The following is a 12,937-nucleotide window of genomic DNA, read 5'->3' as shown; positions in this document are numbered from 1 at the left end:
CACATCAGATGAAAAACCTTAATATTTATATTATTTCAGTAAGCCTTTTGTTGATGAGCATTGCAGGTAGTAGTAATGAAACCCAGGCGCAGGAAACCAAAGAGAAGTTTTTCAGGAAACACAGATTTGTGAATATGACGGAGTTCGGCGTTCTGTTTGGCCGCACAAAGTATCTGGCCTCTTATGGCGGGTGGTATCCTTACTCTGGGCCTTCATTTGGGGTTCCGGCAATATATCAGGTAAGCAAGCAGGTAAATGTTTCAGGGCAGACATTCAATGGCGTTTATATAAACTCAAAAACTGCGGCCGGCCTTACGTTGGGGGTTGATGGGTACGGCGAAACCATATTGATGCCTTTAGCATTGGGCATAAGAAGAAACATACATCAGAAAAGAGAGGAAGGAAGCAGCCTTATGGGTGGTCTTGATGCAGGTTATTCAACAGCCTGGCTGAACGAAGACAACACAGGTTTTAAGACCTCAGGCGGCTTAATGATAAGCCCTACAGTTGGGTACCGGTTACCTATGAGAAACGGTTCTGCCTGGCTGATTAACTTTGGATACCGATTTCAAAAGGCTGAATACCGGCAGGAACGCCAGGTAGACGGGATTTACTGGAATGAATTGAAGGAAGACCGAAAGTATAAGAGACTGGTTGTAAGATTGGGGATTGAGTTCTGACTACCCAAAACAAAAGCCCTGAAACCGGTTTCAGAGCTTTTGTTTTGAAGAGCAGGTATGTATCATGCTTCTCCCATAGGGCCGCCAAAATTCATCGGAAAAGGCAGGGGTTCGTTGGTTTCTCTGATAGAACCAAAGTTATCTTCATACTTAGAAATATTGTCTTGCAGGGCGGTTAACAAACGTTGGGCGTGTTCTGGTGTAAGAATAACCCTGGATTTTACTTTGGCCTTGGGTACACCGGGCATTAATCTGATAAAATCAATTACAAACTCGGTATTAGAATGAGCAATCATAGCCAGATTTGCATATACTCCCTCTGCCATTTCTTCCGATAATTCAATATTTATTTGTTGTTCAGGCTCTTCCTGAGCATCTTTCTTCTTTGCCATATTCTTGAAAAATGTTAATTTCTATGAAGGCACGCTGCCCTGTAAATATAACGAAAATATATTTTTTAATATTAATAAATGAAATTTAATCGGTAAATATTATTGAGCGGTATTTGCTTGTAATGTGCCTTTAAGTGGCTCTTTTTCAGCTATTTATGCTTATGGAAATTAGTTTTTCTTTACCGCTTCGCGGATTCTGACCAGTTTTTCCAATAAAGATTCAAGCTGGTTGAGCGGTAACATATTGGCACCGTCTGACTTAGCCTTAGATGGCTTCATGTGGGTTTCAATAAATATTCCGTCGGCTCCTACGGCTATGGCTGCTTTGGCTATGGTTTCAATCAGAGCCGGTTTACCACCCGTAACACCTGATGACTGGTTAGGTTGTTGAAGCGAGTGTGTGCAATCCATTACTACGGGCACGTTAAAGGCCTGCATTTCTACAATATTGCGGTAGTCGACCACAATATCAGAATACCCGAACGAATTCCCGCGGTCGGTCAGCATTACCTGTGCGTCAGGGTTTACGGCATTAATTTTTTCAACGGCAAAGCCCATTCCTGAGCCGTGCATAAATTGTCCTTTCTTAACATTAACAGCTTTGCCGGTTTCAGCAGCGGCAACCAGCAGTTCGGTCTGGCGGCATAGAAAAGCAGGTATCTGCAAAACATCTACAAACCCGGCAGCTATGGCGGCCTCATGAGACTCGTGGATGTCTGTTATGGTTGGCAATTCAAGCGTGTCACCCACTTTTTTTAGAATACTCAAGGCAAGTTCATCACCAATACCTGTAAAAGAGTTCAATTTGGTTCGGTTGGCTTTCCGATACGACGCCTTAAATATATAAGGTATCTGCAGGCGGTCGGTAATTTTCTTTACTTTCTCGGCAATTTCAAGAGCCATATCATGGCCCTCTACCACACATGGCCCGGCAATTAAGAAAAAATTGCCCGAATTCTGGTTTTTTAATTGATTGACTTTCAGCACTTTAAATGTTTTTTTTGCCCACTATAAAGTAGGTTTTTCTTAATTAATTGATGGAATATTTCTATTCCGGAGCGTTTTTCCAAAATTTCTTTCGTATTTCAGGCTTTAATAGAAAAACAAATACAAATGTCGAAAGTTTTCTGACACTAAAAAACTTTCCGGTATTTTGTTGTTTTCGTTGAAAAGCATTTTCTTTGCAGTCGTTTTTCACCAAACTACAGTTCAAAATGTCAGCAATTGCATCTAAAGTAAAGAGAATTATCGTAGAAAAACTCGGCGTTGAAGAGTCTGAAGTAACTCCTGAGGCATCATTTACCAATGATTTGGGAGCAGATTCACTAGACACTGTGGAATTGATAATGGAATTTGAAAAAGAATTTAACGTATCAATCCCAGACGACCAGGCAGAAAATATCCAGACAGTAGGTCAGGCTATAACATACTTGGAAGAAAATTCTAAATAATTTTCGAGTTGCGAGTTTCAAGTTTCATGATACAAGCCTGAAACTTGAAACTTTATAACTTTGAAACTTCAAACCTCATTTTATGGCTTTCAAACGAGTAGTTGTAACAGGATTGGGGGCTATAACGCCTATCGGTAATACGGTAGAAGAGTTCTGGCACGGATTATCAACCGGTGTGAGCGGCGCAGCCTTTATCACTAAGTTCGACGCCAGTAAGTTCCGAACAAAATTTGCCTGCGAAGTTAAAAACTTTGACGTAACGCAATTTATACCAAGGCAGGATGCCCGTAAAATGGACTTATTTACCCAGTATGCCATGGTAGCAGCCGATGAAGCTGTGAAAGACTCTGGTATTGATTTGGAAACAATCAATAGAAATAAAGCCGGTGTTATATGGGGGTCGGGTATTGGCGGTCTGAAAACCTTTGAAGAAGAGGTGATTAACTTTGCCAGTGGCGACGGTACCCCGAAATTCAATCCGTTTTTCATTCCGAAAATGATTGCCGACAGTGCCTCGGGCCAGATTTCTATCAAATATGGCTTCCGTGGTCCTAACTACATTACTGTATCGGCATGCGCCTCTACCAATAATGCCATCATAGACGCATTTAATTACATACGCTTAGGTAGAGTTAATATTTGTATATCAGGTGGCTCAGAGGCTGCCATTACTCAAGCGGGTATTGGTGGTTTCAACGGCTTGCGTGCCATGTCTGAAAGAAACGATGACCCTGCAACGGGCTCAAGACCTTATGACAAAGACCGTGACGGTTTTGTGTTGGGCGATGGCGGTGCAGCATTGATTCTGGAAGAGTATGAGCATGCAGTAGCACGTGGAGCCAAAATATATTGTGAGATAGTAGGTGGTGGTATGTCTTCAGACGCCTATCATATTACAGCCCCACACCCCGAAGGTTTAGGAGCGTTTCTTTCTATGCAGGATGCCCTGGAAGATGCCAACATGAAACCTGAAGAGGTTGATTATATCAATACACATGGTACCTCAACACCACTGGGTGACCCACAGGAAATTAAAGCTATTGAGCAGTTGTTTGGTGATCATACCTACCAGATGAGCATCAGTTCTACCAAATCAATGACAGGCCACTTACTTGGAGCAGCCGGAGCAGTTGAATCTGTTGCTGCGGTACTGGCTATCCAAAATCAGGTTGTTCCGCCAACCATAAATCTGTTCAATATTGATGAGGCAATTGACCCAAGAATAGATTTAACCCCAAATGTGGCGAAATCAAAAAAAATTGATGTAGTTTTGAGTAATTGTTTTGGTTTTGGCGGACATAATGCTACGCTAATATTTAAGAAAATCTAATTTCGAAACGTGTTGTCGGAGGCTAGTAACTTTTGGGGATTCTTTAAAACGAGTTCAAAAGAACGTGAGTTTAGAAAAGCTGTAGAGCAAATTATTGGTGAAAAGCCGAGTAATCCTTTGCTCTATCAGTTGGCCTTTCGACATACCTCTGCGTCAAAAGAAACCAATATTGGTGGTTTTCGCGAGTCTAACGAACGGCTTGAATATCTGGGTGATTCGGTGTTGGGCATGATAGTAGCCGAATACCTTTTCAAGAAATATCCGTTCAAGGATGAAGGGTTCTTAACCGAAATCAGGTCGAGAATTGTTAACCGCGAATCTTTGAATCAGGTAGCACGCAAGATTGGTTTAGAGAAGCTCATTCAGTTTGATGGCCAGCGCATTGCCCACAGCCGTACATCGATGTATGGCGATGCCATGGAAGCCCTCATCGGCGCCATTTATCTCGACAAAGGCTTCAGATTTACCAGAACTTTCATTCTGAAAAAACTGATAGCCAATTATTTCGACCTCGACACCGTAATTCAGACCAATACCAATTATAAAAGTATTCTGTTAAGCTGGGCACAACAAGAAGGCAAAAAGATTGTTTTTGAGATTGTGCAGGAAAACGGCAAGCATCACCATAAAGAGTTTGTGGCACAGGTAAAAGTAAATGGTGAGGCCATTAGCACCGGTGGTGGATGGAACAAGAAAAAAGCCGAACAGGAAGCCGCCCGCAGGGCCTGCGAAAGTTTAGAAATAAAATCTTCATAACAAAAAAGACGCAAAACCTTGCGTCTTTTTTGTTTACCCTGATAGTAGAGAGACAACAGTAAACAGTAACAAGCATTAAGCAACCCACCCAATGACCCAATTGCCTATTCTTATCATTAAATTCGGTACTGCTTCTATAACGCAAACCAACGGCGAGCCAGACGAAACCATTATTGCCGATATTGCCCGGCAGGTTTCTGAGTTACATGCCCGGTATCATATTGTTATTGTGTCGTCGGGCGCGGTAGGAGCAGGCAAGCACTATATAAAACAGTATTCAGGCCAAATTGCAGAAAGGAAGGCCGCCGCAGCCATTGGCAATCCGCTGTTATTAAATATTTATTCCAGGTACTTCTCTGAATACAATATACAAATTGCACAGAGCTTGTGCGAGCGCCAGCACTTTGGTAACCGTGAGCAGTTTCTGCAACTGAAAGAAACGTATCAGGAGTTGTGGGCAAATGGTATCATACCAATTGCCAACGAAAACGATGTGGTGAGTAACCGCGAGTTGAAGTTTTCAGATAATGATGAACTAGCCACCCTGATAGCCACTGGCTTTGGCGCCGAAACCCTGATGATATGTACATCGGTTGGCGGCTTGCTGGATAAAGAAAAGAACATAATCAGAAAAATAGAAACCATTGATAACCAGATATTAGGCCTGGTTGATAACAGTAAGTCGGCTTTGGGTTCGGGGGGTATGGCCTCTAAGTTAACGTTTACCAAGCTGGCTACCCGCATGGGTATTAAGGTGATTATTTTCGGCATGAAAACCCCAGATGGTATCCTGAACGCATTGCAGGGGCAAGCCGGAAGCGAGTTTCTGCCGCAGGAGGTAAATCTTTCATCGCGTAATAAATGGCTGGCAAGCGGTAGCTTAACCGTAGGCACACTACAAATTGATGCCGGAGCCGTAAAAGCCCTTCAGAAACGCAGCAGTTTGCTGGCAGTGGGTATTAAAAAAGTTAAGGGAGAGTTTGAAGCCGGAGAGGTGGTGGAGATAACAGATGGCCACGGTGTAATGGTAGGTGTGGCACGTATCAGGGTTACATCTGCCGAACTGAGAGCCAATTTAAGTACCCAGAATTTTGAAGTGGCCAATGCCAACGATATTGTCTTAATATAAAGCCCTCTTTAAGCCGGTTTTTAGTTTTCTATGAGATACGTTATTGCTTGGGCGGTGCCTGTCTTGTAATGAAATCTGAATTTTAAAAAAATATAAACTTTGTTAACTTTAATATGGTTTTATAGCAAGAAAGTAAAAAAATTAAGCAATGGCACAGGTAAAACAAGAAATAGTAGATGCTCTCAGGCGTACCGCCGGCAAGCTTCAGGCCGGTACGCAATATATGTGGGGGCACATGGGTAGTTGTAACTGCGGCAATCTGGCGCAGGAAGTAACCCGGAAAACCAAAGCAGAAATACATGCATACGCCATGCAGGGGCGCGGCGACTGGAACGAACAACTGAATGATTATTGTGGTGTTAGTGCCATGCCCATTGACCTGCTGATTTTTGAAATGCTGACAGCAGGGTTTACGTTAGAAGACCTGAAAAATCTTGAGAAACTATCAGACAAAGACGTTTTGTCTCGCCTACCTGTAGAAAAACGCTATTTGCGCCACAATGTTAGAGAAGATGTTATCGTTTATTTACTAGAGTGGGCAAATATGCTTGAAGAACAATTGTTAGAGACCATTGAACTGCCTGATTTTTTACAAGAAACAGCATTAACACATGCGTAAAGCTTTTTTAACCCTTACCTTACTTATTTGTGCCTTTGCGGCATTTGCACAGGAAGAAGAACCACAACAGAAAGAAAAGCCCATATTTTTTGAGCAGCCAAAGCCCGCCTGGAAAGAAAAACTAAGGTATGGAGGTAATTTATGGCTTGGTTTCTTTGGCGCTTTTTACATTGATGTGTCGCCTATGGTAGGGTATGAACTGGGGGAAAAAGGAACTGTTGCCGGGCTGGGCGCCAACCTGATATACCAGGGTAATTTTAACCAGAACGGCAATTTGGTTTACGGACCCAAGCTTTTTGTAAGGCAGCAGGTTTTCAGATCTATTTTTATACATGCAGAATATGAAATGATGAATGCCTATGCCAGTCAGTTCTATTCTTTTAATCCGAATACTCCCGTTACCGACATTAAAAAGAAGTGGGAAGGCTCACCGCTACTAGGAGCCGGGTTTTATCAGGGGCGCGGCGGAAACAGAGGCAGTTTTATTTCGTTGATGTACAACCTGGGCTACCCTAACCGGGGTTTTATCAGTCCGCAGGGCTTAGGTGGCAATAACTCACCTATTGTTGTTCGCTTCGGATTTCTTCTTTAATAATCTTTAGCTTCAGGTATTTGTAATGCGTATTTTTGTGGCCTGTAAAAATGAGCCATACTTGAATAATTCCGGCAAATACTCTTTCGCACTTGTTTCGTCTGTTTTTTTAACAGTTGTTCCGTTGGTTTTCACCTCAATTATTACTGTCTGGGTAATAACAAATGAGGCAGAGATCATAACATACAGCCCCACCCGGTGGGCACTTATCACACTGCTTTGCTGTATTACATCAGCAGTGGCGGTTACCCCACCCACATTTCTTGCGCTGGTTTTTGGTTATTTTTTAGGCTGGGGCGCTGTATTACCGTTGTTATTAATGAACATGGCGGCCATTGTGCTGGTAAACACCATTACACGCAGGCTTGATAAAGACCGGTTCAGAAATTACTTACAGGAAAACAAGAAAGCAAAAGACCTGTTAGATGCAATTCAACAACAGGAACTGAAGATTATTTTCTTCGCCAAACTATCGCCTGTTTTGCCTTTTGCTTTAACCAACTTTGTTTTTGCGTTATCAGGCGCTAAACTAAAGAATATCTTGTTAGGAGGGTTTTTGGGTATGATACCCAGAACAATACTGGCTGTATGGACGGGCCAACAGGCCAATGAAATCAGGAAATTGCTGGAGAACCCCAATGAAGGGAATGTGCAGAAAATACTGCTAATTATATTATTGGTAGCTTCTGTAGCAGGAATTTTTTACTTTATTAAGCCACTTAAAAGCAAAGCCGATTCTGTTGAATAGCGTGCCGGATATGTACCCGGCACACTTTTATATATCAGAACGATTTGGCAATATTTACAAATTCTCTTGATTTCAACGAAGCGCCACCTACAAGGCCGCCGTCTACGTCAGGGCAGGCAAATAGTTCTTGTGCGTTGGCACCATTTACGCTGCCTCCGTATAGAATACTAATTTCTTCAGCAACTTCAGCACCGTATTTAGAAGCCAGGTGGTCTCTCAACACTTTGTGCATTTCCTGTGCCTGGTCGTTACTGGCAGTTACGCCGGTGCCAATAGCCCAGATGGGTTCGTAGGCAATTACGACTTTCTTCAAATCGTCAGCTGATAGGTGGAAAAGGCCGTTGGTTAACTGACCCGTTACGAAATCAAAATGGATGCCCTCGTTGCGTTGTTCAAGGGTTTCGCCGCAGCAGAAAATAGGAGTTAATCCGGCTTCAAGAATTGCGTTTACTTTCTCAGCCAGAAAAGCATCAGACTCATTGAAATACTGACGGCGTTCGCTGTGACCGATAATGATATACTGAACACCTACCGATTGCAACATTGGTACTGATACTTCGCCCGTGTAAGCTCCTGAGGCCTTTGGGTAACAGTTTTGTGCACCCAAAGCTACCTTTGGGCTGTCAATCAGTTTTCCGAATGTGCCTAAATAAGGAAACGGAACACAAACGACAATCTGTACATCAGGGTTCACGATTTCGTCTTTAGCCATATTAACTACTTCTGACAAAAGGATTTGGCCTTCTTCAAAAGTTTTATTCATTTTCCAGTTGCCAGCGGCAATTTTTTTTCTCATATAATTAGTTCTTTGATTATTTGATTTGCGAAGATAATAGTTTTTCATGAAAAACTATAAGTACATTTCCAGGGCTACATCGGCTCGTTTATATGGTGATGTGAAATCTTCCACCCTTGTAAAACCCAGCTTTTTGTAGAGGTTCAGAGCCGGGGCTAGCGAAGAGTTTGTCTCCAGATATACTCTTTTAGCGCCAAGCTCACGGGCTTTCTCAATAGCAGCCCTGCCCAATGCAAAGCCGATGCCCAGGCCTTTGGCGGTATCACTTACGCCCATTTTGCAGAGTTCAAAACTATTGTTAGGCATGGGTTTCAGGGCTGTTGTCCCCAGAATTTCATTGTCCAGATTAGCTAGCAGTATGGCACCACCGGTAGCCAGAAAATACTTCTCCGGGTTTTCTAACGAATCCAGGTCTCCCTGCTCAACTTTAAAGTATTGGTTTATCCAGTTATAGTTAATCTCCTTAAATGCCTGATGATGCTTCGGATTGTCTATTTCAAAACCGATAATTGTTACAACCAAACTATTTTTATTGAAAGTGTTTATCGTTAAACCTTCCTGCTTCATTGCTTTGCTAATTATTGTCCAAAAATAGAACAAGGGGCTTAATTTTTCATGCTGTTTTTGCTTTTTGTGAAATAGAGCAAGATTCGGCTGGATAAGTCTAAATGGTTTTAAGACTTTTGCCTGCAACAAACCCAGTTAATATGTTAGCGGAAATAGCGCAACGCGTAGAAAGCCAGAATTGGCAACACCATGCAGACAGTCTGAATGAAAAAGGATACGCCGTTTTACCTCAAATCCATACAGATGAAGAATGCAGGCAATTGATTGAAAACTATAATAATAATGAGCTTTACCGGAGTATCATTAACATGAAGCGATTTCAGTTCGGCAGTGGCGAGTATAAGTATTACCAATATCCCTTACCTGATGTAATTACTCAACTACGCCAATCAGTTTATCCGCATCTGGTTAAGGTGGCGAATGAGTGGATGTTTAAACTTGGGATTAGTAAAGACTTTCCCGAGGCCCTGGAGGGACTTCTGGAAGAATGCCGGCAGGCTGGGCAAACCAGACCTACGCCCTTGATTCTTAAATATCAGGCCGGGGACTGGAATGCCCTTCATCAGGATTTGTATGGTGAGGTCTACTTTCCGTTTCAGATGGTTGTATTCCTTACACAGGCTGGTTTGGATTACGAAGGTGGCGAGTTTGTGATGGTGGAGAACCGCCCAAGAATGCAGTCGAAGCCCATTGTGTTACAACCCAGTAGGGGTGATGCTGTTATTTTTACTACTAATTACAGACCTGTTTTAGGTACAAAAGGTTACTACCGAGCCACCGTGCGGCATGGAGTAAGTGAGGTAAGGAAAGGGCAGCGGTTTAATCTGGGCGTTATTTTTCATGATGCACCATGATACAGCACTCAGCTTTAGGCGCCAGCCGTTTTACGAGAGCCAGAGCCTTGTGGAAGAAAATAAGGAATGAAGAGGTAACTATGGCCGGGAATATGAAATTGAAGATTTACGGAAGATTAGACTGCCGGTCAGGAAAAAAGATGAAAGTAAAAAACCGTGTATTTTTTGAGAATGAAGCAGAGGCAATGAACTGTGGATATCGCCCCTGCGCGGTTTGTATGAGGGAGAAATATCTGTTGTGGAAAGGATGAGCCCGTGAGACGGAATATCATTCCGTGCTACTGCTACGCCACACTACAATCTCCCCATTTCCCAACCCAACATTGCCTTTTTACGGGTGATGCCCCAGCGATATCCGCCGATGCCTCCTACCTTTTGTAAAACCCTGTGGCACGGAATAACATAAGCCAGGCGATTGCTGCCGATGGCTGTTCCTACGGCTCTATGTGCAGTGGGTTGACCAATATTTTGAGCAATGGTATTATAACTGACCATTTGCCCGAACGGAATTTTCAACAGTGCTTCCCAAACTTTTATCTGAAAATTGGTGCCTCTTAAAAGCAATGTAATCGGGGTTAAGGTTTTTTCTGTTCCGTAAAATATCTGCTCAATAAATGGTCGGGTAAACTCTTTGTCAAAAACAAATTCTGCATTAGCAAAATCAGTTCTGATTTCCGAAATAGCCATTTCATGGCCCTCTGTTTCAATAAAGCGTAAATCGGTAATGCCCCGACCCGTTACGGCTATCAGGCATTGACCGAAAGGCGTTTCATGGATGCCATAATGAATGGTCAGCCCATCGCCTTTGGCTTTAAACTCGGCAGGGGTCATGGCCTCATAAGTGACAAATAAATCATGCAGGCGGCTGGTACTCGACAGACCCGATTCAAACGTAGCCTCCAGAAGATTATCGCTCTGGGTTAGTTTTTCTTTGGCAAATTCTTTGGTAAGAAAACGCATAAACCGTTGGGGGCTGGTGCCTGCCCACTTGCTGAATAAGCGGTTGAAATGAAATTCTGACAGGGCTACGTGGTCTGCAATTTCTTTCAGGCTTGGTTGCAGCTGAAAGTTATCTTCAATAAAATGAATGGCCTTTTCAATTCGGCTATAATCTATGTTGTCCTGATTCTCTAACGTTTCCATCTGCATTTACGTGTTTATAAACCAAAATTACGATGGTTTTCCTGTGCCCACAATCTGAATATTGCTAACTTAGCTACGCCAGTCCCACAGCACCACACGCCAGATTTCGTTCAGTTCGGTATCATGAAAATCTTTGATGTTCTGAAACCCGATACGCGTATGTGCCTTTTGCGAACGAAGATTTCTGGACGATATATCTGTGATACACATATCAAATTTATCTGAAAGCTCCTCTCGTAATTTCTGATACATACCATCAAAAAGCCCCATGCTCCGGTAGCCTTCTCCTACACATACCTGCCCCATTACTACGTAATTAAACTCTTTCAGGGGGCGGTTTTCAAACTCAATCAGGTCAATAGTATCAAACAGACTTCTGATTTCCGGCACATCATTTCTGAACTGGGGCAGCATGGCCAGGCAGTAACCCACAACGGTATCGCCGTCTTTGGCAATTATACTCGCTTGCGCATCGTTCATGGCTTTTAAAACATCATAATTATGCTCGACAGTTACAAAGCCCTGGCTTTCTATTTGTTCGGCTGTGAGGTTCTTTTTAAGGTTTTTTTGTTGAAGTGCCAGAATACCTCTTACATCGGCAGCTGTTTTTACGGTGGTAATGTTTGGAGCCTGCATATCTTTAATTGAAAGCCGCAAATAAATAAAAAAGCCAAAAAGTAGCTATCTTTGGTGTACATTTATTGAACATTATTCAACCGTTACTTATGATGAATTTCAGAAACCTGATACGCTGTTGCTCACTGCTTATGTTCGTAACATTCAGCAGTTATGCACAAAATAATGACTATTACCTGTTGGTGGGTACGTACACCAGCAAAGGAAGCGAGGGCTTGTATGTTTATAAATTTAATACCCGTACCGGAGATTTCGCCCCTGTAAGTGTAACCGGTGGAATTAAAAACCCGACTTTTCTGGATGTAGCACCCAATCAGAAATTTGTTTATGCCGTTGGCGAGACAGAAGACGGTTCGGTAAATGCCTACAGCTTTGATAATAAAACAGGGAAGCTGACCAAACTGAATACGCAGTCGGCAGGTGGTTCGGGGCCTTGCCATATATCGGTTGACAAAACCGGAAAATGGGCTTTGGTTGGTAATTATGGTGGCGGCAGCCTGAGCATATTGCCAATTGAAAAAGATGGGTCATTGGGTGCACCTACCCAAACCATTAAGCATGAGGGCAAGGGTGTAAATGCCAGCCGGCAGGAGAAACCACATGTACATTCGGTAAACATTGCCCCCAACAATACTGATATTTTTGTGGCAGATTTGGGCATTGATAAAATTGTGAGTTATCAGTTAGATGCCCAAACCGGACGCCTGAGTGCGGGCAATCCTCCGGCTACCAAAACGGCCGATGGCGCCGGGCCGCGGCATTTCAAGATTCATCCCAATGGTAATTGGGCGTATGTCATTCAGGAGCTGAATTCTACTGTAACGGCCTATCACTACGGCAAAGGCGCTTTGGAGGAAATGCAGACCATATCTACCCTACCACCTGATTTTAAAGGCCGGAATGCCTGCGCTGATATTCATATTTCTGCCGATGGCAAGTTTCTGTATGGATCCAATCGTTTTTATGACCATCTGGTTATTTACAGTATAGACCAGAAAACAGGAAAACTTACCTACATTGCCAATCAGTCGGTTCAGGGCAAGACTCCCCGAAATTTCATGATAGACCCAACCGGTAAATGGGTTTTGGTGGCTAATCAGGATAGCGATAATATTGTACTTTTTAAAAGAGATGCTAAGACTGGAACGCTGACAGCCACAGGTAAAGAAGTGAAAGTGTCCATGCCGGTTTGTTTGAAGATGATAAAGGCAGCAAAGTAAAATAAAAGGGGGCCGCTAACCGGC

17 protein-coding genes are annotated in these 12,937 nt (G+C 43.0%); 11 read left to right on the top strand and 6 right to left on the bottom strand.

The features are described 5' to 3' along the window. Positions 1–8: 8 nt before the first annotated feature. Positions 9–680: a hypothetical protein gene (locus NZ848_RS20500; RefSeq protein ID WP_259017068.1), complete on the top strand. Its 672-nt coding sequence runs from the start codon at positions 9–11 to the stop codon at positions 678–680. 62 nt (positions 681–742) lie between these two features. On the opposite strand, the gene NZ848_RS20495 is transcribed toward NZ848_RS20500, so the two are convergent. Then, complete coding sequence (locus tag NZ848_RS20495) at positions 743–1,072, bottom strand: DUF3467 domain-containing protein (protein WP_101724960.1); 330 nt, start codon at positions 1,070–1,072, stop codon at positions 743–745. Between the two features lie 168 nt (positions 1,073–1,240). Continuing rightward, positions 1,241–2,056, bottom strand: coding sequence for a 3-deoxy-8-phosphooctulonate synthase (gene kdsA, locus NZ848_RS20490; RefSeq protein ID WP_390890902.1), 816 nt, complete (start codon positions 2,054–2,056; stop codon positions 1,241–1,243). A 230-nt stretch (positions 2,057–2,286) separates the two neighbouring features. Between kdsA and NZ848_RS20485 the strand changes: the two genes are divergently transcribed. The 7 genes from NZ848_RS20485 (at position 2,287) to NZ848_RS20455 (ending at position 7,697) form a co-directional block, all read left to right on the top strand. Next, a complete protein-coding gene (locus tag NZ848_RS20485) occupies positions 2,287–2,523 on the top strand; it encodes an acyl carrier protein (RefSeq protein ID WP_101724962.1) in 237 nt (78 codons plus the stop codon). An 82-nt stretch (positions 2,524–2,605) separates the two neighbouring features. Continuing rightward, entirely contained in the window at positions 2,606–3,853 is a 1,248-nt protein-coding gene (gene fabF / locus NZ848_RS20480) for a beta-ketoacyl-ACP synthase II (RefSeq protein ID WP_253531920.1), read from the top strand. A 9-nt stretch (positions 3,854–3,862) separates the two neighbouring features. After that, positions 3,863–4,609 (top strand): ribonuclease III, encoded by a 747-nt coding sequence (gene rnc / locus NZ848_RS20475; protein WP_101724964.1) that lies wholly within the window; start codon positions 3,863–3,865, stop codon positions 4,607–4,609. Positions 4,610–4,700: 91 nt separating this feature from the next. After that, positions 4,701–5,738, top strand: coding sequence for a glutamate 5-kinase (gene proB / locus NZ848_RS20470; protein WP_259017066.1), 1,038 nt, complete (start codon positions 4,701–4,703; stop codon positions 5,736–5,738). Between the two features lie 148 nt (positions 5,739–5,886). Then, the gene (locus NZ848_RS20465; RefSeq protein ID WP_101724966.1) at positions 5,887–6,357 is read left to right on the top strand and encodes a hypothetical protein; all 471 of its coding nucleotides are present in this window, start codon (positions 5,887–5,889) and stop codon (positions 6,355–6,357) included. Continuing rightward, positions 6,350–6,949: a hypothetical protein gene (locus tag NZ848_RS20460; RefSeq protein WP_259017065.1), complete on the top strand. Its 600-nt coding sequence runs from the start codon at positions 6,350–6,352 to the stop codon at positions 6,947–6,949. Before NZ848_RS20465 ends, NZ848_RS20460 begins: the two co-directional genes overlap by 8 nt. 61 nt (positions 6,950–7,010) lie before the next feature. Beyond that, a complete protein-coding gene (locus NZ848_RS20455) occupies positions 7,011–7,697 on the top strand; it encodes a TVP38/TMEM64 family protein (RefSeq protein ID WP_253531924.1) in 687 nt (228 codons plus the stop codon). Between the two features lie 34 nt (positions 7,698–7,731). On the opposite strand, the gene tpiA is transcribed toward NZ848_RS20455, so the two are convergent. Further along, positions 7,732–8,493, bottom strand: coding sequence for a triose-phosphate isomerase (gene tpiA / locus NZ848_RS20450; protein WP_253531926.1), 762 nt, complete (start codon positions 8,491–8,493; stop codon positions 7,732–7,734). A gap of 54 nt (positions 8,494–8,547) precedes the next feature. Beyond that, entirely contained in the window at positions 8,548–9,060 is a 513-nt protein-coding gene (locus NZ848_RS20445; RefSeq protein WP_259017064.1) for a GNAT family N-acetyltransferase, read from the bottom strand. Between the two features lie 140 nt (positions 9,061–9,200). Here NZ848_RS20445 and NZ848_RS20440 point away from each other — a divergent pair, with 140 nt between their 5' ends. Together NZ848_RS20440 and NZ848_RS20435 are read left to right on the top strand one after the other, a co-directional pair. Then, the gene (locus tag NZ848_RS20440; protein ID WP_259017063.1) at positions 9,201–9,914 is read left to right on the top strand and encodes a 2OG-Fe(II) oxygenase; all 714 of its coding nucleotides are present in this window, start codon (positions 9,201–9,203) and stop codon (positions 9,912–9,914) included. Then, the gene (locus NZ848_RS20435; RefSeq protein ID WP_259017062.1) at positions 9,911–10,165 is read left to right on the top strand and encodes an Ada metal-binding domain-containing protein; all 255 of its coding nucleotides are present in this window, start codon (positions 9,911–9,913) and stop codon (positions 10,163–10,165) included. The genes NZ848_RS20440 and NZ848_RS20435 overlap by 4 nt, the downstream gene beginning before the upstream one ends. A gap of 43 nt (positions 10,166–10,208) precedes the next feature. Here the strand turns inward: NZ848_RS20435 and NZ848_RS20430 are convergent, their stop codons facing one another. Both NZ848_RS20430 and NZ848_RS20425 read right to left on the bottom strand, forming a co-directional pair. Further along, complete coding sequence (locus NZ848_RS20430) at positions 10,209–11,057, bottom strand: methylated-DNA--[protein]-cysteine S-methyltransferase (RefSeq protein WP_259017061.1); 849 nt, start codon at positions 11,055–11,057, stop codon at positions 10,209–10,211. A 69-nt stretch (positions 11,058–11,126) separates the two neighbouring features. Then, entirely contained in the window at positions 11,127–11,693 is a 567-nt protein-coding gene (locus NZ848_RS20425; protein WP_259017060.1) for a GNAT family N-acetyltransferase, read from the bottom strand. 89 nt (positions 11,694–11,782) lie between these two features. Between NZ848_RS20425 and NZ848_RS20420 the strand changes: the two genes are divergently transcribed. Beyond that, complete coding sequence (locus tag NZ848_RS20420; protein WP_259017059.1) at positions 11,783–12,913, top strand: lactonase family protein; 1,131 nt, start codon at positions 11,783–11,785, stop codon at positions 12,911–12,913. Positions 12,914–12,937: the final 24 nt, after the last annotated feature.

Source organism: Emticicia fluvialis, from assembly GCF_024793945.1.
GTDB classification, from domain to species: domain Bacteria; phylum Bacteroidota; class Bacteroidia; order Cytophagales; family Spirosomataceae; genus Emticicia; species Emticicia fluvialis.
Note: the sequence above shows the minus strand (reverse complement) of the source record. Positions and strands in the feature narration are given on the sequence as shown.

Excerpts from the sequence above, each read along its gene's own strand:
- NZ848_RS20440 (WP_259017063.1), top strand. The coding sequence starts at position 9,201 with ATGTTAGCGGAAATAGCGCAACGCGTAGAAAGCCAGAATTGGCAACAC.
- fabF (WP_253531920.1), top strand. The coding sequence starts at position 2,606 with ATGGCTTTCAAACGAGTAGTTGTAACAGGATTGGGGGCTATAACGCCT.
- NZ848_RS20465 (WP_101724966.1), top strand. The coding sequence starts at position 5,887 with ATGGCACAGGTAAAACAAGAAATAGTAGATGCTCTCAGGCGTACCGCC.
- proB (WP_259017066.1), top strand. The coding sequence starts at position 4,701 with ATGACCCAATTGCCTATTCTTATCATTAAATTCGGTACTGCTTCTATA.
- NZ848_RS20430 (WP_259017061.1), bottom strand. The coding sequence starts at position 11,057 with ATGGAAACGTTAGAGAATCAGGACAACATAGATTATAGCCGAATTGAA.
- NZ848_RS20500 (WP_259017068.1), top strand. The coding sequence starts at position 9 with ATGAAAAACCTTAATATTTATATTATTTCAGTAAGCCTTTTGTTGATG.
- NZ848_RS20425 (WP_259017060.1), bottom strand. The coding sequence starts at position 11,693 with ATGCAGGCTCCAAACATTACCACCGTAAAAACAGCTGCCGATGTAAGA.
- NZ848_RS20445 (WP_259017064.1), bottom strand. The coding sequence starts at position 9,060 with ATGAAGCAGGAAGGTTTAACGATAAACACTTTCAATAAAAATAGTTTG.
- NZ848_RS20435 (WP_259017062.1), top strand. The coding sequence starts at position 9,911 with ATGATACAGCACTCAGCTTTAGGCGCCAGCCGTTTTACGAGAGCCAGA.
- tpiA (WP_253531926.1), bottom strand. The coding sequence starts at position 8,493 with ATGAGAAAAAAAATTGCCGCTGGCAACTGGAAAATGAATAAAACTTTT.
- NZ848_RS20495 (WP_101724960.1), bottom strand. The coding sequence starts at position 1,072 with ATGGCAAAGAAGAAAGATGCTCAGGAAGAGCCTGAACAACAAATAAAT.
- NZ848_RS20460 (WP_259017065.1), top strand. The coding sequence starts at position 6,350 with ATGCGTAAAGCTTTTTTAACCCTTACCTTACTTATTTGTGCCTTTGCG.
- NZ848_RS20485 (WP_101724962.1), top strand. The coding sequence starts at position 2,287 with ATGTCAGCAATTGCATCTAAAGTAAAGAGAATTATCGTAGAAAAACTC.
- NZ848_RS20420 (WP_259017059.1), top strand. The coding sequence starts at position 11,783 with ATGATGAATTTCAGAAACCTGATACGCTGTTGCTCACTGCTTATGTTC.